Annotated in this window: 16 protein-coding genes and 1 pseudogene; 9 read left to right on the top strand and 8 right to left on the bottom strand. The window is 73.3% G+C overall.

The window, feature by feature from the left end; genetic code table 11:
* The first annotated feature begins 715 nt into the window (after positions 1-715).
* Entirely contained in the window at positions 716-1,390 is a 675-nt protein-coding gene (locus tag V5P93_RS23845) for an acVLRF1 family peptidyl-tRNA hydrolase (RefSeq protein ID WP_104480084.1), read from the top strand.
* A gap of 57 nt (positions 1,391-1,447) precedes the next feature.
* On the top strand, positions 1,448-1,963 hold the full coding sequence (locus tag V5P93_RS23840; RefSeq protein WP_104480083.1) for a hypothetical protein: 516 nt from the start codon (positions 1,448-1,450) through the stop codon (positions 1,961-1,963).
* 174 nt (positions 1,964-2,137) lie between these two features.
* Here V5P93_RS23840 and V5P93_RS23835 read toward each other — a convergent pair.
* Both V5P93_RS23835 and V5P93_RS23830 read right to left on the bottom strand, forming a co-directional pair.
* Positions 2,138-2,347: pseudogene (locus tag V5P93_RS23835) on the bottom strand (transposase); the annotation flags it as partial.
* 414 nt (positions 2,348-2,761) lie between these two features.
* Positions 2,762-3,526: an SDR family oxidoreductase gene (locus V5P93_RS23830; protein ID WP_104480082.1), complete on the bottom strand. Its 765-nt coding sequence runs from the start codon at positions 3,524-3,526 to the stop codon at positions 2,762-2,764.
* A 321-nt stretch (positions 3,527-3,847) separates the two neighbouring features.
* On the opposite strand from V5P93_RS23830, the gene V5P93_RS23825 reads away from it, so the two are divergent.
* Entirely contained in the window at positions 3,848-5,476 is a 1,629-nt protein-coding gene (locus V5P93_RS23825; RefSeq protein WP_104480081.1) for an ABC-F family ATP-binding cassette domain-containing protein, read from the top strand.
* Positions 5,477-5,664: 188 nt separating this feature from the next.
* Entirely contained in the window at positions 5,665-5,874 is a 210-nt protein-coding gene (locus V5P93_RS23820) for a helix-turn-helix domain-containing protein (RefSeq protein WP_104480080.1), read from the top strand.
* Positions 5,875-5,911: 37 nt separating this feature from the next.
* Here V5P93_RS23820 and V5P93_RS23815 read toward each other — a convergent pair whose 3' ends face one another.
* Positions 5,912-7,198 carry a glycosyltransferase 87 family protein gene (locus V5P93_RS23815; protein WP_104480079.1) on the bottom strand — a complete coding sequence of 429 codons (1,287 nt, stop codon included), beginning with the start codon at positions 7,196-7,198 and terminating at the stop codon, positions 5,912-5,914.
* A gap of 203 nt (positions 7,199-7,401) precedes the next feature.
* On the opposite strand from V5P93_RS23815, the gene V5P93_RS23810 reads away from it, so the two are divergent.
* Positions 7,402-9,234 carry an ABC transporter ATP-binding protein gene (locus V5P93_RS23810; protein ID WP_104480078.1) on the top strand — a complete coding sequence of 611 codons (1,833 nt, stop codon included), beginning with the start codon at positions 7,402-7,404 and terminating at the stop codon, positions 9,232-9,234.
* Here V5P93_RS23810 and V5P93_RS23805 read toward each other — a convergent pair.
* Together V5P93_RS23805 and V5P93_RS23800 are read right to left on the bottom strand one after the other, a co-directional pair.
* Complete coding sequence (locus tag V5P93_RS23805; RefSeq protein WP_104480077.1) at positions 9,231-9,833, bottom strand: DNA-binding response regulator; 603 nt, start codon at positions 9,831-9,833, stop codon at positions 9,231-9,233. The genes V5P93_RS23810 and V5P93_RS23805 overlap by 4 nt on opposite strands.
* Positions 9,830-10,975 (bottom strand): sensor histidine kinase, encoded by a 1,146-nt coding sequence (locus tag V5P93_RS23800; protein WP_245931352.1) that lies wholly within the window; start codon positions 10,973-10,975, stop codon positions 9,830-9,832. Before V5P93_RS23800 ends, V5P93_RS23805 begins: the two co-directional genes overlap by 4 nt.
* 145 nt (positions 10,976-11,120) lie before the next feature.
* Between V5P93_RS23800 and V5P93_RS23795 the strand changes: the two genes are divergently transcribed.
* From V5P93_RS23795 to V5P93_RS23780, 4 genes are all read left to right on the top strand, one after another.
* Complete coding sequence (locus V5P93_RS23795; RefSeq protein ID WP_104480075.1) at positions 11,121-12,038, top strand: ABC transporter ATP-binding protein; 918 nt, start codon at positions 11,121-11,123, stop codon at positions 12,036-12,038.
* Positions 12,035-12,736, top strand: a complete 702-nt coding sequence (locus V5P93_RS23790) for an ABC transporter permease (RefSeq protein WP_104480074.1) — start codon at positions 12,035-12,037, stop codon at positions 12,734-12,736. Before V5P93_RS23795 ends, V5P93_RS23790 begins: the two co-directional genes overlap by 4 nt.
* Before the next feature lie 163 nt (positions 12,737-12,899).
* Positions 12,900-13,787, top strand: coding sequence for a hypothetical protein (locus V5P93_RS23785; RefSeq protein WP_104480073.1), 888 nt, complete (start codon positions 12,900-12,902; stop codon positions 13,785-13,787).
* Positions 13,784-15,553 carry a PQQ-binding-like beta-propeller repeat protein gene (locus tag V5P93_RS23780; RefSeq protein WP_181043573.1) on the top strand — a complete coding sequence of 590 codons (1,770 nt, stop codon included), beginning with the start codon at positions 13,784-13,786 and terminating at the stop codon, positions 15,551-15,553. The genes V5P93_RS23785 and V5P93_RS23780 overlap by 4 nt, the downstream gene beginning before the upstream one ends.
* A 40-nt stretch (positions 15,554-15,593) precedes the next feature.
* Here the strand turns inward: V5P93_RS23780 and V5P93_RS23775 are convergent, their stop codons facing one another.
* The 3 genes from V5P93_RS23775 to V5P93_RS23765 are packed head-to-tail and all read right to left on the bottom strand — an operon-like array spanning position 15,594 to position 17,740.
* Complete coding sequence (locus V5P93_RS23775) at positions 15,594-16,319, bottom strand: sugar isomerase domain-containing protein (RefSeq protein WP_104480071.1); 726 nt, start codon at positions 16,317-16,319, stop codon at positions 15,594-15,596.
* A gap of 20 nt (positions 16,320-16,339) precedes the next feature.
* Positions 16,340-16,894 carry an NTP transferase domain-containing protein gene (locus V5P93_RS23770; RefSeq protein ID WP_104480070.1) on the bottom strand — a complete coding sequence of 185 codons (555 nt, stop codon included), beginning with the start codon at positions 16,892-16,894 and terminating at the stop codon, positions 16,340-16,342.
* A 21-nt stretch (positions 16,895-16,915) separates the two neighbouring features.
* On the bottom strand, positions 16,916-17,740 hold the full coding sequence (locus V5P93_RS23765) for an alpha/beta fold hydrolase (protein WP_104480069.1): 825 nt from the start codon (positions 17,738-17,740) through the stop codon (positions 16,916-16,918).
* Positions 17,741-17,788: the final 48 nt, after the last annotated feature.

Below are 17,788 nucleotides of genomic sequence, written 5' to 3'. Positions count from 1 at the left end.
TGGCGATGCCGCACGTCTTCGTCCGGGGTGGCCTAGTGGGCTCTGTGGGTGTGCGGCGGGCGACCGTCCGAGCGCGGTCGTGTCCTGTGCTGGTGCCGCGCCTCTTTGTCCGGGGGTGGCCCAGTGGGCGCCGTGGGCGCGCGGCGGGCGATCGCCCGGATGCGGCTGTCTCCTGTGGTAGTGCCCTATGCCCTCATCCGGGTTGGCTCCGTAGGGCACCATGGGCGAGAGGTTCGGTTGCCGAGTGCTGCCGTCTTTTGTGGCGATACCGCGGATTTCATCTAAGGGCCACTAGGCGCCGCGGATGAGAGGTGGACGATCGCGAGCGCGGTCGTGTCCTGTGGTGGTGCTGCGCGTCTTCATCCGAGGTGGCCCGCTGGGAGCTGTCGATGGGAGGCGGACAGTCGCCCGAGCGCGGTTGTTCGTGTGGTGGTGCCGCGCGTCTTTGTCCGGAGTGGCCCGGTGAGCACTGTGGATGATGATGAGGTGACGCTCGCCCGAGCGAGGCTGCCTCCTGCGGTGGTGCCGCACGTCTTCATCCGGCGCGGCTCGTGCTGGTGGGTGCTGTGTGCGGGGATAGGCGTTGCTGAGCGCGGGTGTCTTTCCGTGGCGATCCCGTGCGTGCGAAAGGCCGTGTCCGGCGGGTGTGATGGAGCGGTTGCCCGCTGCGGGTGTCGCACGTCTTCCCTCGGCGTGACCCGTACCGTGGGGTGCCATGGGCAAGGGTAGGGCGGTGGCCGGGGGCGGGCGGGCCGTCGAGGTCGTGGCCGGGCGGGTGCCGGGGTGGTTCGCGCGGTTCGCCGAGCGCAACGGGGGTGTGGTGCGCACGGTCGTCGGGCCCGACGAGATCGTTGTCTGGTCCGGGGATGGGGTTACCGCGACCGTCGCTGTGCCGTTCGGGCCGTTGGCGGGTGTCGTGGGGGAGCGGGACGGGTTGGACGTCAGCGCCCTGGTCGAACACCTGGCCGTGCCGCGTCGGGTCGGGCTGCTGCTGGTCCGGCTCGGTGGGCACAGCGTTGGCGTCGCGGAGGCGGGACAAGTCGTGGTCTCCCGTACCGACCGCCACCTGGTGCACGGCCGCAGCGCCGCGGGCGGCTGGTCGCAGCAGCGGTTCGCCCGGCGGCGGGAGGGGCAGGCCCGGCACGCCTTGGAGGCCGCGGCGCGGGACGTCGGCGAGGTGCTGGGGAGTCGCGTCGGGGAGCTGTCCGCCGTTGTCCTCGGCGGTGACCGGCAGGCCCTCGACACCCTGCGGGCCGAGCGCGCGCTGGCCCCGGTCTTCGCGCTCGCCGTACCGCGGGTGCTCGACATCCCCGAACCCCGGCGGACCGTGCTGGACGACGCCGCCGAGCGGGCCTTCGCCGTCGAGGTGGTGCTGCGCGACCCGGACTGACCCGCGCGGGGGAGGGGTCCACAGGGGAAACACAGGTTCGTGCCGCACAGTGGTGCCATGAGCGAGACCCCGCCACCCCAGGACCCACGGCAGCCGCCACCCGCCACCGGGCACGGCGGCGGTTCCCCCGACAGCGCCGCCCTCCAGGACACCCCGTCGGACAGCGGTTCCACCCAGCAACTCCCCACCGGCGACCCCACCCCGCCGCCCACCCCGACCCCACCCGCCCGCCCCCGCGGCCCGCGCGTGGCGGGACGCCAGGTGAGCGTCCTGGTCGCGGGTCTCACGGGCGTCGCCCTGCTCCTGGTCGGCGGCATCGCGGGCTACGCCATCGGCCATGACGGCCACCCCGGCGGACGAGCGGGCTTCTCCCGCCCCGGCCACGACGGCCGCGGCGGCCCGGAGTTCCGCGGCGGCCCCGGCTTCCGCGACGGCCCACGGGACCGCGGCCCCGAAGGCCGCCCGGCCCGTCCCGGCCCCCGCGACAACAATCCGACCCCCTCCACCACCCCCAGCGCACCGACCCCCTCGACGACCCCCAGCTCACCGGCTCCCACCACCACAACCGGCTGACCCCACAGACCGGTCGCCCCCCGGCGCCACGCCCAACCATCCATCCCCCCGCGAGGTTGGGCGTGGCGGGGCGACCCGATCTGCATGTCGCCGGTGATGTACGCCGCCGACCCCGGCGCCCACGTGGCTGACCGGGACCGGCGGCCGGACTCCACCGCGTGGTGAGCGCCTCAGTCCGGCCAGTACCTCCAGCCCGGCCGCGGCGCTGTCGCCGACGTTGACCGGGCGCGGGTGTGCGGCAGGGCGACAACGAACGCGTCCTGGGCATCGGTCTTCGCGCGACTGGGGTGAGAGGTCGGCGATATGGCGCGTGGCCAGGCCGGGCAGGTGGCTGATCGCGTGGGCGGCCGCGACCGGCGGCGCCCCGATCGCGACCTGCTGGTCGTCCCCCGGCCGGTTCGTTGTTCTTCGCGCGCTTGCCGCGCTCGGTGGTCGCCGACCCAGCGGTTGTCGAGCCTCGCCGTGCGCCCCGATCGGGTGCTTTCCATCCACAGGCCGCCGCCGAACCTCGGCTGACCTGGGCTTTTGGCTGCGTTGACTGTCCACATCCCGCGCGTTCGTCCACAGGCAGCAGGCAACCGGCTTTCGGCCACCCCGATCTCGATAAACTGGAGCAGGGCTGTCCCCCCTGAGGAAGGGCGGGGGCTGCGCTCGTTCGGGGTGGAGCGGGCAACGCTTGTTCGAGGTGGGGGGCTGCGCTCGTTCGGGGTGGGGCGGGCGAAGCGGGTGGCGAGGTGGGGTGGGTGGGGCGTGAATTAGGCGGGTGTGGGGATTGAGGTCGGGGCTGCCTGCGGGTGGTCAGCCGAGGGTGCCGGTGGCGAGCAGGCCGCCGTCGACGCGGATCGTCTCGCCGGTGATCCAGGACGCCTTGTCCGTTGCCAGGAAAGTCACGAGGTCCGCCACGTCCTCCGGGGTCCCCAGGCGCTTCATCGGGTAGACCGATCCGGCTTCCGCCTCCCGACCCGTGTACAGCGCCTGGGCGAAGCGGGTCTTCACCACCCCCGGCGCCACCGCGTTCACGCGGATCCCCGGGCCCAGTTGCCAGGCCAGTTCCTCCGTCAGCCGGATCAGCGCCGCCTTGCTCGCCCCGTACGCCGAGAGCACCCCCGTCGACCGCAGCCCCGCCACCGACGCGACGTTCACCACGGCGCCCCCGTGCTCGGCCATCCACGCCCGGTGCGCCAGTTGCACGAACCCCAGGGTCCCCACCACGTTGGTGTCGAAGACCTTCCGGACGGCGTTCAGGTCGGCGTCCATCAGGGCGGCGCCCACCGGGTTGATGCCCGTGTTGTTGACCAGGACGTCCAGGCCGCCCAACTCCGCCACCGTGCGGTCGACCACGTGCGCGCGGTCCTCGTCCTGTCCCGTGTTTCCCGGGATGCCGATCACCGCCGCCCCGGGGACGGCCGCCGCCACCTCGGCCACCGCCGCGTCCAGCGGTTCCGGTTTGCGTCCTGACAACGCCACCGACGCGCCCTCGCGCGCCAAGGCCGTGGCGATGGCCAGGCCGATGCCCCGGCTGGCGCCCGTCACCAATGCCACCCTGCCCGCGAGTTCGCCCATCCCCCCGACCCTAGTGCCCCGACCCGGAACATCGACCATCTCTCGACCCGCCAGGCCGCGTTGCCGAAACGACCGAGTACGCCCAGTACGAGGCCGTTCCGGCGCCTTGCCCGCCAGGCCGTGGACAGGCCGGTACACGGCCGACCTCCCGGGTCGGGGCACTAGCCCCGGAACCCGCTCGCGGGCGCCGGTAGACTGGGGGACGTGGTCCTCCGAGACGGCGTGATCCTCATCGACTGACGGCCGGTCGGGCCCACGTGCCACGGCACGCGGGCGGATGACCCCTGCCCACGACCACGGCCACCTCTCCCGGAGCTTCCTTTGATCACCGCCACCGATCTCGAACTTCGCGCGGGCTCGCGCATCCTGCTCTCCGACGCCTCCCTGCGCGTGCAGGCGGGCGACCGCATCGGCCTCGTGGGCCGCAACGGTGCGGGCAAGACGACCACGTTGCGGGTCCTCGCGGGTGAGGGGGAGCCCTACGGGGGCGAACTGCGCCGCACCGGCGAGCTCGGCTACCTGCCGCAGGACCCCCGCGAGGGTGATCTCTCGGTCACCGCCAAGGACCGGGTGTTGTCGGCGCGGGGGCTCGACGAGCTGCTGCGGGAGATGGAGAAGGCGCAGACCGCGATGGCCGAGCACGCCGACGAGTCGGTGCGCGACAAGGCCGTGCGCAAGTACGGGAGGCTGGAGGAGCGCTTCGCGTCCCTCGGCGGGTACGCCGCCGAGAGCGAGGCGGCGCGGATCTGCTCCAACCTCGGCCTCGCCGACCGGGTCCTGGCCCAGCCGCTGCGGACGTTGTCCGGTGGGCAGCGCCGCAGGGTGGAGCTGGCGCGCATCCTGTTCGCCGCCTCCGAGTCGGGTGTCGGCGGTGGCGCGGGCACGATCCTGCTGCTCGACGAGCCGACGAACCACCTCGACGCGGACTCCATCAACTGGCTGCGCACCTTCCTCAAGGGGCACAACGGCGGCCTCATCGTCATCAGCCACGACGTCGAGCTCCTCGCCGACGTGGTGAACAAGGTGTGGTTCCTCGACGCCATGCGCGGCGAGGTCGACATCTACAACATGGGCTGGCAGCGCTACCTCGACGCCCGCGCCGCCGACGAGAAGCGCCGCCGCCGCGAGCGGGCCAACGCGGAGAAGAAGGCGTCGGTGCTGATGGCCCAGGCCGACAAGATGCGCGCCAAGGCCACCAAGGCCGTCGCCGCGCAGAACATGATCAAGCGGGCCGAGAAGCTGGTCTCCGGCCTCGACGAGGTGCGCCAGTCGGACAAGGTCGCCAAGATCCGCTTCCCGGAACCGGCGCCCTGCGGCAAGACCCCGCTCACCGCCGAGGGGCTGAGCAAGTCGTACGGCTCGCTGGAGATCTTCTCCGGGGTCGACCTCGCCATCGACAAGGGCTCCCGGGTCGTCATCCTGGGCCTCAACGGCGCGGGCAAGACGACCCTGCTGCGGCTGCTCGGCGGCATGGAGACCCCCGACTCCGGCGGCGTCGTCGCGGGTCACGGCCTGCGCCTGGGCTACTACGCCCAGGAGCACGAGACCCTGGACCACAACGCCAGCGTCTGGGCCAACACCCGGCACGCCGCCCCGGACGCGGCCGAGCAGCAGCTGCGGTCGCTGCTGGGCACGTTCCTGTTCACCGGCGAGCAGCTCGACCAGCCCGCGGGCACCCTTTCGGGTGGCGAGAAGACCCGGCTGGCCCTGGCCGGGCTGGTGTCCAGCGCGGCCAACGTGTTGCTGCTCGACGAGCCGACCAACAACCTCGACCCGGCCAGCCGCGAGCAGGTGCTGGACGCGCTGCGCCGCTACACCGGGGCGGTCGTGCTGGTCACGCACGACCCCGGTGCGGTGGAGGCGTTGGAACCCGAGCGGGTGATCCTGCTCCCAGACGGGACCGAGGACCACTGGTCCGCCGAGTACCTGGAGCTCGTTCAGCTCGCCTGAAAATCGCCGTTTTGCTGGGATCTTGTATTCCCGGATCACACTGGGTCCCGATCCGGGCATCCGGTGTGATCACGGGTCCTCGGTCATCATTTGCTCGTCTCGTCTGGCATTTCGCGCGGCGGTGTTCGATCATTGCGGCGGTAGGGGCCACCCGTGGGCCCCGCCACTCGCGACGGAAGGCGGACAACGTGGCTGACCTCAAGAAAGGCGCGCGGATCACCGGTGCCACGCGCGACAAGCTTGCCACTGACTTGAAGAAGAAGTACGAGAAGGGCGCCAGCATCCGGGCGCTCGCGGAAAACACCGGCCGCTCGTACGGATTCATCCACAGAGTGCTGACGGAGTCCGGTGTGACGCTGCGCGGGCGGGGTGGCGCCACCAGGACGAAGAAGAAGTAAGGCGGGCAGGCGGCCGCACCCGGTCCGGACCGCGAGGTCACCGAGGTGGCGGGTCGCCCGTCCGGCTGTCCACACCGGAGCGTGAGCCCGGTGCGGACTCCCCGGTTCCCACCCGGACCCGCTCGGCGGCGGCGAAGGCGAGCGCCGAGCCGAGCAGCACCACCGGGTAGACCAGGTATCCCCACCGGGTGGCGGGCGCGAGCGCGATGGCCGCGCCCAACCCGATCGCGGTGCGCGCCAGGGCATCCGCGGCTGTCCGCGGTGGACGGAGCGCGACCCAGGCGGCCACGGCGCAGGCGGCGAGTCCCAACAGGACCAGCGCGGCGGCGTGCCCGGCCGCCCCCAGACCGGCGAGCAGGTGACCCGGCAGGGGGCTCGACGCGGGCGAGGACGCCCGCCCGAGCCCGACCGGGAACTTCACCACGTGCTCGACGAACGCGCCCGCGTCGACCAGCAGCACCGGCAGCACGACGGCTGTGCCCACGGCGAGCAGCGCCACCAGGAACGCCGCCGCGGCGCGGAGTCCCCGGTGCGCCAGCAACCCCACGGCCAGCACGGCGGCGGCGGGCAGCGCGGTGAGCTTCATCGTCACCAGCACCGCGCACAGCGCTCCGGTCCACCATGGACTCCAGCGGGTGTCCCGGTAGGCGAGGGCGGCGGCCAACACGACCAGCGCGGCCACCGCCACGTCGTCACCCGCGACGGTGAGGGTGAGCGCGGTCAGCGGGCTCGCCACCACGAGCAGCGCGGCGGGCACCGGGACGGTCGGCCTGCCCAGCAGGTGCCAGGCCAGCAGCAGCGCGCCCGCGGTCACCACCAGGAAGGCCACCCGCGCGTCGGTGAGCGGGTGGTCGCCGAACAGCGCCCGCGGCAGCCCGAACACCGACATCGACGGGCCGTAGGGCGTGTAGTCGTCGGCGTGCGGGGCGCGGCCCAGGGTGTTCAGGTCCAGGTACGGCGTGCCGTCGGCCAGCCACGCGCGCGCCGCCCGCTCGACCACCCACACCTCGGGCTGCGACGGGAACGACCACGGCCACGGGCCCCAGGTGTAGCCGGGGTCGCGGCGGAACGACAGGTACAGCAGCGGTGCGATGGTCCCGACCAGGGTGCTCAGCCACACGGGCAGCCACCGCGACCCGCGGCCGCGCAGCGCGACCCGACCGGCCAGCGCGGCGGCGACCAGGTACGCGACGAGCGCGCAGTTGCCCCAGATCCGGTAGCCGTAGAACTCCGAACCCGCCGCGGTGACGCCCGCGAAGACCGCGAACCCCAGGTAGAGCACCAGGTCCAGCCGGACACCGGCCTTCGCGACCCTCAACGGCATCGGTGTCGTGCCCTCCCCGTCCCCCGGCCGCGAGCGGCCACCCGCCCCGGCAGGTTACCGAGGGCCGGGTGCGCGTCCGTAGGCCGGGGAAGGTGTCAGGGCCGTCGGGCGTTCGGGTAAACCGGTACGGCGCCGGTCCACCACCCGGCGTGGACGCTGGAGGGAAACGCGTGAACAGTCCTCGCCGGGTACTCGCGGGCGTGATGAAGGCGGCCGACGCGCCGCGTGAGGTGCGGAAGGGGACCGTGCGCCGGGTGTTGCGCTTCGCCATCCCGCACCGGCCCCGGTTGGTGGGGTTCGTGCTGCTCACCGTGTGCGTCGCGGTGCTCGGCGTGACCACTCCGCTGCTCGCGGGCCGGGTCGTGGACGCCATCGTGCGGCACGCGCAGGTGTCGGAGGTGGTGTGGCTGGCGGTGGCCATCGCCGCGCTGGCCGTGGTCTCCGCCGGGCTCGGCGTGGTCGAGCGGTGGCTGTCCGCGCACATCGGTGAGGGCCTGATCTTCGACCTGCGGCGCGAGGTGTTCGGGCACGTGCAGCGCATGCCCGTGGCGTTCTTCACCCGAACCCGCACCGGTGCGCTGGTCAGCAGGCTGAATTCGGACGTGATCGGAGCGCAACGGACTTACACCACAACATTGGCCGGTCTGGTCAGCAATGTGATCCAGTTGACGTTGTCGGTCGGGGTGATGATGACCCTGTCCTGGCAGGTGACCGCGCTGGCGCTGGTGCTGCTGCCGGTGTTCGTGCTGCCGACCCGGCGGGTGGGCAAGCACATGGCAGGCCTGCAGCGGGAGGCCGCCGGGCTCTCGGCGGCGATGCACTCCCAGATGACCGAGCGGTTCTCCGCGCCCGGCGCCACCCTGGTGAAGCTGTTCGGCCGCCCCGAGGCCGAGCTGGCCGAGTTCAGCGCGCGCGCCGGGCGGGTGCGTGACATCGGGATCCGCACCGCGATGGCGTCCCGCTGGTTCATGACCGGCCTGCAACTGGTGTCCGCGCTGGCCCAGGCGCTGGTCTACGGCCTCGGCGGCTACCTCGCGCTCACCGGCAGCCTGGCCCCGGGCACCGTGGTGGCGCTGGCGCTGCTGCTGACCCGGCTCTACGGCCCGCTGACCTCGCTGGCCAACGTGCGGGTGGACGTGATGACCGCGCTGGTGTCGTTCGAGCGGGTGTTCGAGGTGCTGGACCTGGCGCCGATGATCACCGAGCGGCCCGGCGCTCGGGCGGTGCCGGACGGGCCGGTGTCGGTGCGGTTCGACGACGTGCGCTTCGGCTACCCGGCGGCGGACAAGGTGTCGCTGGCCTCGCTGGAGGAGGTCGCCGTGCTCGACCGGCGCGGCGGGCAGGAAGTGCTGCACGGGGTGTCGTTCACCGCCGAGCCCGGTCAGCTGGTCGCGCTGGTCGGCTCGTCCGGCGCGGGCAAGTCCACCATCGTCGGGCTGCTGCCCCGGCTCTACGACGTGGACTCCGGCGCGGTGCGGCTGTCCGGTGTGGACGTGCGGGACCTGACCCTGGCCGCGGTGCGCGAGACCGTCGGCGTGGTCACCCAGGACGGTCACCTCTTCCACGACACCATCCGCGCCAACCTGGTCTACGCGGACCCGTCGGCCGATGACGACGCCATCTGGTCGGCCCTGCGCCAGGCCAGGCTGGCCGAGCTGGTCGAGTCCCTCCCGGACGGTCTGGACACCGTCGTCGGCGAGCGCGGCTACCGCCTCTCCGGCGGCGAGCGGCAGCGGCTGACCATCGCCCGCCTGCTGCTGGCCCGGCCGCGCGTGGTCGTCCTGGACGAGGCCACCGCGCACCTGGACTCGGAGTCGGAGGTGGCCGTCCAGGCCGCGCTCACCGACGCGCTGCGCGGCCGGACGGCGCTGGTGATCGCCCACCGGCTGTCCACGATCCGCGCCGCCGACCAGATCCTCGTCGTGGAGGACGGCCGGATCGTCGAACGCGGCACCCACGAAGACCTGCTGGCCTCCGGCGGCCGGTACGCCGACCTCTACACCACGCAGTTCGCCGAAGCCGAGGTGCCGAGCTAGATCCACCCCTCCTGCCAGGCGATGCGGGCGGCGTCGTGGCGGGAGGTGACCGCGAGCTTGGTCATCGCCGAGGACAGGTAGTTGCGGACCGTGCCGTGCGCGAGGTGGACGGTGTTGGCGATGTCCTGCACCGACCCGCCGACCCGGGTCAGGCGCAGCACCTCCAGCTCCCGCGCGGTCAACGGGCAGGTGTCCTCGGTCAGCGCGCTGGCGGCGATCTCGGAGTCGACGTAGCGGGCACCGGCGTGCACGTCCCGCAGGATCGAGGCCAACCGCGCGGCCGGGGTGGTCTTGGGCACGAACCCGCGTACCCCGGCGGCCAGCGCGCGGCGCAGCACGCCGGGCCGGGCGTGCCGGGTCACGATGACGACCGCCGCGGCCGCGCCGATCTCGCGCGCCGCCCCGATCCCGTCGAGCGCGGGCATCTCCAGGTCCAGCACCGCGATGTCCGGCCGGTGCGCGGCGACCGCCGCCACCGCGCCCGCGCCGTCGCGCGCTTGGGCCACCACCGTGATGTCGGGCTCCAGCTCCAGCAGGGCCGCCAGCGCGCCCCGGATCAGGTCCTCGTCGTCGGCGAGGACCACGCGGATCCCGGTCACGGGGCCACCGCCTCGCCGGTGAGCCGGAACGCGCCGTCGACCAGCTCGGCGCGCACGGTCCCGCCGACGGCCGCGAAGCGCTCCCGCAGTCCGGTCAGGCCGCTGCCGTCACGGGAGGCCCGGTCGTCCCGCGCGCCGTCGTTGCGCAGGTCCACCCGGACCCGGCGGTCGGCGACCCGGATGGCCAGCGCGCACTCGGTGGCCGCGCTGTGCCGCAGGACGTTGGTCGTGCCCTCGCGGACCAGGGCGCCGAACAGGGGTTGCAGCGGCGGTGGCACGTCCGTCGCCGCGCCGGTGACCGTGGCGCTGATGCCCGCCGCGCGCAGGATGTCGACGGCGTTGCCGATCTCGGTGGACAGGCTGGTGCGGCGGTAGCCGTGCACCACCGCGCGGGTCTCCCGCAACGCGGTCCTGGCCAGCTCGCTGACCTCGGCGGCCTGCGCGCGGGCCGCGTCGTCGTCGTGGCCGACCAGCCGCTCGGCCAGCTCGCCCTTGAGCGCGATGGCCTCCAGGTGGTGGCCCTGGATGTCGTGCAGCTCGGCGGCGAAGCGCAACCGCTCCTCGGCCACCGCCAGCTCGGCGGCCACCGCGCGGGCGCCGTCGAGCTCGCACAGCACCGACCACAGCCACACTTGCAGCAGGTTGGCCAGGCCGAACAGCGGGGGCATCACGGCCGTGGCGATCAGCCAGGGCGGGGTCCACAGCCGCGGGTCCTCGGCGAAGGGGAACACCGACAGCGCCACCGCGGCGCCGCCGCCGAACGCGAGCAGCCACCGCCGCCAGCCGCGCAGCGTGGGGACCAGCGTGGCGATCAGCATGCTGGGCGGGAACGACCAGGCCATGGTCAGCGGGGCGATCGTGGCGGAGAACCACCACGCGCCGAAGGCGACCAGCATGGTGAGCGGGATCTCCCAGGCCCGGGTCCGCTCCGGGCCGATCCCGGGCATGGCGAGCGTGCTCAGCCGCAGGCACTGCGGGAGCACCACCACCGCCGCGAGCCCCAGCAGCACCGTCGGCCAGGGTCGGGCGCCCACCGTGGCCAGCAGGTTGAACACGAGCAGCAGCGTGAACATGCCGATCGTGAACCCCTGGGTCCACCAGATGTACTTGCGCGCCCTGGTCATCGGTGCCTGTCCGCTCACCCGCCGAATCTAACGAGCGGTGGACGCCCCGGCGCGCGCGTTCACCAGGTCCTGACATTTGTCACGCCCACCCCGTGTGGATCATCCACGGACTGCTGACCGGTGAGCCTGCCGCCGACGCCCTCGCGGCGCGAGACTCGTGGTCATGAGGGAACCGGTGATCACCGTGCAGGGGCTGCGGTGCGCGTACGGGTCGTTCGAGGCCGTGCGGGGTATCGATTTCGAAGTGGGGCAGGGGGAGCTGTTCGCGCTGCTGGGCACGAACGGCGCAGGGAAGACGACGACGCTGGAGGTGCTGGAGGGGTTGCGGCCGCCGACCGGCGGCGCGGTCCGGGTGTTCGGGCTGCGGCCGGACGCCGACCGCGCCCGGATCCGGCCGCGCACCGGCGTGCTGCTGCAGGACAGCGGCGCGAGCGGCGAGCTGACCGTGCTGGAGACGCTGCGGCTGTGGGCGTCGCTGACCAGTCGTCCCTCCGATGTGGACGAGGCGCTGGTCGCGCTGGACCTGGTGGGCAAGTCCGGGGTCCGGGTCAACCGGCTCTCCGGCGGCGAGCGCAGGCGGCTGGACCTGGCCGTGGCCACCCTGGGCGGCCCGGAGCTGCTGTTCCTGGACGAGCCGACCACCGGCCTCGACCCGGAGTCGCGCGGGCGCACCTGGGACCTGGTCGAGAAGCTGGTGGCGGGCGGTACGACCGTCGTGCTGACCACGCACTACCTGGAGGAGGCCGAACGCCTGGCCCACCGCCTGGCGATCATGCACGAGGGGCGGGTGGCGGTCTCCGGCGCGGTGGTCGACGTGCTGGCCAGGGAGGCGTCCCGGATCGGCTTCGACCGGCCGGAGGGGCTGATCGCGGCCGAGCTGCCCGCCGTGTCCGGCGCGATCGACCCCGACGAGTTCGCCAAGGGGCGCGTCGAGATCCGCACCCGCGCGTTGCAGGACGACCTGGCGCTGCTGCTGGCGTGGGCCGGTGCGCGGGGTGAGCGGTTGACGCGCCTGCGCGCCCACCACGCGTCGCTGGCGGACGTGTTCCACGGCGTGCGCGACCAGGTGGTGGCGGCGTGAACGCGGTACTCGCGCTGTCGCGGGCCGAAGTCCGCCAACTGCTGCGCAACCGCACCACCGCGGCGACGGCCCTGGTGCTGCCGCTGGTGATGGGCGCGCTGTTCAGCTTCACCGGCGGCCACCCCGACTGGACCTTCGTGCTCACCGCGCAACTGGTGTCCGCGCAGGGCTTGACCGTCTACATCAGCGCCACGACGGCTTGCGCGGCCCGCCGCCAGGACCTGTCGTTGAAGCGGCTGCGCACCGGTGAGCTGCCGGACCTGACGATCCTGCTCGGCGTGCTGGCGCCGTTCGTGGTGCTCGGGATCGTCCAGTGCCTGGTCATGAGCGGCGTGGCGTTCGCCGCGGGCGCGCCCGCCCCGGCGAATCCGGCGGCCTTCGCGATCGCGCTGGTCGGTGGCGTCGCCGTCAACGCGGCGGTGGGCCTGTTGACCGCTTCCGTCACGGCGACGCCGGAAGCCGCGCAGATCACCACTGCGCCGTTCTTCTTCGCGGCGTTGGGCGGTGGCATCTGGGTGCTGGCAACGGATCCGGCGAAGGTGAAGGAGTACATGCTGCTGCTGCCCGGGGGAGCGGTGGCCGACCTGGTGCGCGGACCGGCATTGGGCCTGTGGTTGCCCGAACTGTCCCTTGTGGTCTGGACGGCGGTGGCGTGGACCTACGGCGTCCGCAAGACGCGGTGGGACCGCCGTTCCTGAGCCAACTCGGCGGGGGAAAGGAGTTGGCCGGTGACCGGGGAACCGGTCACCGGCCGACGACGCGCGGTCGCGGGAAGGCTTGCGCCATCGGGGTGGATTGGCGGACGGCGGATCTCGGGTGTCGATACAGTGGGTTTCTCCTGGATCGAGGACGGGGGCGACCATGGGTTTGCGCGAGCGCGCGGACGGGGACGACCGCGCGGCCGAGGTGGCCAACTCGATCGAGTCTTCGGTGGTCACCGGGCTCGTCGTGCAGGCGCGGTCGGCCACGGTCGAGAACACCCACCACCACTACTCGCGGCCCCGGTGGGCGGTGTTCGCCGCCGTCGCGGTGGTGCTCGTGGCGGCGGGGGTGTGGTTCGCCGTCGAAGTCGACTCCGGGCCGGAGGAGCGGGGTGACCCGATCTCGCTGGTGGGTGCCGCCGCGGTGGTGGGGGATCGGGAGTACGCGCGGCCCGATCGACTGGGTACGGGGCCGGAGTACGAGAGCCTGCTGGACACCACCGCCGACGCGTACCGCCCGCCGTCGGACAGCGGGTTCGTCCCGGTCGGCACGACCACCGTTTCGTTCCTGCTCCGGGGCAACCGATCGACGCCGGTGCAGGTCACCGACGTCAGACCGGAGATATCCGAGCGGCGGCCCCCGCTCACCGGCACGCTGCTCGTCTATCCCCCGCCCAGCAGCGAGAAACCCGCGATCGAGCTGAGCGCCAACCTCGACGACCCCCGGCTGATCGTGCGGAACCCGCTGAAGCCGGACACCGCGTGGTTCACCGACCACCACGTCGAACTGGCCAAGGACGAGACCCAGCAGTTCTCGGTGACCTTCTTCGGCAGGCTCGCGTCCTACTCGTTCCGGATCGCGGTCGACTACGTCGACGGTGACGGGAACCCCGGTCGGTTGACGGTGTCCGCCGCTGCGGGGTCTCCGTTCCAGGTCACCGGAAAACCCGCCGACGGACGGTACGGAATCGTTTTCCTGCCGAACTTCCCGGCGAGCTATGGATGGTACGTGTGCGGGACGCGACCCGAGGACAGGTGCCTCCGATGAGGACAGTGGCGGTTGTCTTGGCGCTGTTGTTGATGGCCGCCGGTTGCACGTCCGAGTCTCCCGGGGTGCCCGACGCACCGGACGCGCCGCGGCTCGCGGCGGGCCTGGCGTGGCAGACGGAGGTGTGGGCGAACGGGTACGCGGTCGTCGGCGGCACGGTGTTCGCCGGGCGGCAGAGCGGCCTGACCGCCGTCGACGCGCGGACCGGCCGGACGGTGTGGCGGTTCCGGTCGCCCGAGGGGATGAACGTCACCAGTTGGTCGGTGACCGGGGGCGCGGTCACGGTCGCGATGGACACGGCGCGCGTGACCGAGCCCGGTGCCGAGTACGACTGGTCGACCATCGGGCTCGACGCCGCGACGGGCGAACAGCGGTGGGACGACGACCGCGCCGAACTCCTGCCGTCGAACGGCCACTTCGGACCGGAGTACTCGCCTTTGCGCTTGGCGGCGGGTGCCGGGGTCGTGGTCACGCCGACCTACGACGACAGCGGCAACCTGGGCTTGGCGGGCGTCGACGCCCGCACCGGATCGCTCGCGTGGGACCGCCCCTTCGCGGGCCTGTCCGTCGGTGGCTTCAGCGGGTGCGCGGTCACCGATCGCGACGAGACGCTCTTGGCCGACGACCCCGTGCGCAAGGTGACCGAGCCGCTGGTGGCGTCCGACGACGACCTCGCGGTGGTCGTCGCCCAGTGCGCGCAAGGGCGGGCCGTGCTCGGCTTCGACCCGCGCACCGGGGAGCCGCGCTGGGCCACACCGCTACCACCGGAGCGACCGAAGTTCCTGGTGATGGACCGCCGCGCGATCCTGGTCACCGGGGAGGGCGCGGGGACTGTCCTGACGTCCGACGGTCGCGCGGTCTTCGCCGGGCGCCTGCCCGCCTACCTGCCCGTGATGGCGGTCGTCGGCACCACCGCGGTGGTGTCCGGGATCGACGGCACCGACGACCCGCTCGTCGCGGTCGACCTGGGTGGTCGGGGCGTGCTCTGGTCGCAACCGCGCCCGAGTGGTGACCTGCCGACGAACACCCTGCGCCGCAACGCCTACCAGTCCATGGCGGTTGCCGGTGGCGCGGTGCTCGGCTACCGCGCCTCGCCAGGTGGCACGCAAGAGGGACTCACCCCGTTGGTGGACCTGTTGCCTGTCGCGGTCGACCGGATCGATCCCGCCACCGGCTCGACCCGGTCCGCCCCGCTCGCGGTGGTCGGTGGCGGAGCGGCGATCGGGGTCGTGGACAACCGGCTCCTCATCGCGTCCGGGATGCTGGTGACCGCCGTCGAACTCGCACCGGACGGCTCCGTCAAGCACGGCAACGCCCCGGCCCCGCCCGACCGCTGGCCCGACCCGTGCGACCTGCTCACCCCGGACTACCTCGCGCGGTCGTGGCCCGCGCGCCCGCCGAAGCCGGTCGGCACACCGGGCACCCTCCTGGGCGCGGCGCTGCCCCGCCCACTCCGCTGCGTCTACACCGATCTGGACGGCTCGGCTCCCGCGATGGTCTCCGTCCGCTGGACGGCGGCCGACCCCGCCGACGCGGCCGCCCTGGCCGCGGGTCTTCGCGTGGAGTCCGGGGACCCCTGGTCGAGCGAACCGCTCAAGCCCCTGGTCCCCGACGTCGGCACCTGGGCGATCGGTGACGGCGCGGTGGAACTCACTGTCCACACCGGACCGGTCATCGTGGACGTGCACGCCGAGGACCTCGCTGTTCCCGCGGTCCAGATCGGCAAAGCCGTCACCGCGAGACTCCAGGAACTGGGTTACCGCTGACCGGTGCCCGGGGAGATCCGGCACCGGTCAGCGGCCGTGCTCAGCCCAGCTGCGGGACGCGGTCGCCGTAGCGCTCCAGGAAGGCCGCGTTCGCCGCGTCCCCACCGTCCACGTTGGAGCTGCGCCACAGCGGCAGCTCGACGCCCGCCGCGGCGGCCTTGTCGAAGAGCCGGGCCAGGACCTGGTTCCACAGGTACGCGTTGCACAGCGTCGACAGCGAGGCGGTCACCGGCGAGTCCACCGGGTACGCCACGTCACCCGGGCCCGTCAGGGTGTCCAGGATGATCGTGGCGTTGACCGCCAGCTTCGTCCCCGCGCGCGGCGGGGTGTCGGCCGACGCCGCGGGGGAGGTGACCGCCACGACCGGGCAGCCCGCCTCCAACGCGGTCACGGACAGCTCCACCGGGTAGTGGTTGATGCCCGAGTTGGAGAAGATGAACAGCACCTCGTGGCCCTTGCGGGGCACCATGCCGAACACCTCCCTGGCCAGCCCCGGCCGCCGCTCGGCCGCGGTGGCCCGCCGGGCGCCGCCGAAGACCTGGAGTTCCTCGGTGAACAGGGGGCGCACGCAGGCGAGGCCGCCCGCGCGGAAGAACGTCTCGGCGACGGCGGCCAGCGAGTGGCCCGCGCCCGCGGTCAGCACCAGGCCGTCGGCGCGCACGCAGGCCAGCACGAGGTCGGACACGTCGTCGAGCGCGTCCGCGTTGTGCTCGCCCACCTTCGCCAGGTGGGCAAGGACCTGCTCGCCGTAGGCGTCAGCCGGCATGGGTTTCTCCTCTTGTTGTGCTAGGTGAGCTGTTCGGGACGGTCCGCGTCGGCCCCGTCGGCGAGGTCGGCGCAGTCCACGCCGCGCACCGGGTGCCGGGCCAGGTAGGGGGACGCGCCGGTGTCGCCGACGGCCAGCTCGGCGACCCCCGCCCAGTGCGCGCGTCCGATGAGGACCGGGTGCCCCGGCCGCCCGCCGTACTCGGCGCGGGCCAGCGCGTCCGGCGCGGCCAGCGCGGCCAGCCTGCGCACCGCGGCGGCGCCGACGCCGGGGGTGTCCACGGGCAGCACGACCACCGCGACGGCGGCGGAGTCCGCCAGCGCCGCGAGCCCCGCCCGCAGCGACGAGCCCAGTCCACTGGCCCAGTTCGGGTTGACCACGACCTCGGCGGGCAGCGGCGGCACCTCGTCGGCGCCCGCGCCCAGCACGACGACCCGCGGCGACAACCCCTCGAGCGCCGCCAGCGCGTGCTCCACCAACAGGCCGCCGCGGTAGGGCGCCAGTGCCTTGGGCATGCCGAAGCGCCTGCCTCCGCCCGCGGCGAGCAGCAGGCCCGCAACCCGGGGGACGGCCATGAAAAGTCAGCTTAGAGGGGACTACCGCAGATGATCGAGTAGCAGACCGGTCAGCCAGTCCGCCGCCTCCTGCGGCACCCAGTGCGAGACATCCTCGGCCATCTCGAACCGGTACGCCCCGCTCACCCAGTCCCCGCAGCTCAGGGCTGCCGTGGAGCCGACCGTGACGTCCTCGGTGCCCCACACGTACAGCGCGGGCACGTCCACTTTGTCCGGAAGCGTGTTCCAGCGCTCGGCGCGGAACCAGTTGAGCGCGGCGGTCAGCGCGCCCGGCTCGGCGAGCCGCTCCAGGTAATCGTCCACGTCCGGAGTCGCTACCCGCCACTCGAACAGCTGCCGCAGCGCGGCGCCGCCGTCGGCCAGCAGCCGCCGCTCGGCCGAGCGCTCCCGCAGGACCGGCAGGTGCTGCGAGCGCATCGCCTGGTCCTCGTCCGAGCGCTCCGCCGCGGCCAGCGCCCCCGGGTGCGGGTTGGCCACCGCGGTGATCGTGCGCAGCCGGTCCGGGTGCTCGGCGGCGGTGTGCCAGGCCACCACCGCGCCCATCCCGTGCCCGACCAGGTCGAACTCGGCCCAGCCCAGCGCGTCTGCCACCGCCAGCACGTCCTCGACCAGCGCCTCGAGCCGGTAGTCCGCGATGTCCGGGGGCCGCGCCGACGGCGAGTACCCGCGCTGGTCGAACGCGACCGCGCGCAGCCCCGCGTGCCCGAGCACCGCCACCTGGTGCGCCCACGCCGTGGCCGCGGTGGGGAAGCCGTGCAGCAGCAGCACCGGCCTGCCGCCGGGCTCACCGGCGGTAATCGCGTCGAACGTACCGGTGCTGGCCTCGATCTGCCGGTGGTCACTCACCGGGCGAGGTTACCGGGGGCACCCGACACTTCTCCCCATGACCGTTTC

The organism is Actinokineospora auranticolor (genome assembly GCF_041897805.1).
Lineage (GTDB): Bacteria > Actinomycetota > Actinomycetes > Mycobacteriales > Pseudonocardiaceae > Actinokineospora > Actinokineospora auranticolor.
The sequence above is the reverse complement of the archived record's forward strand: the minus strand, read 5'-3'. Positions and strand labels throughout refer to the sequence as shown.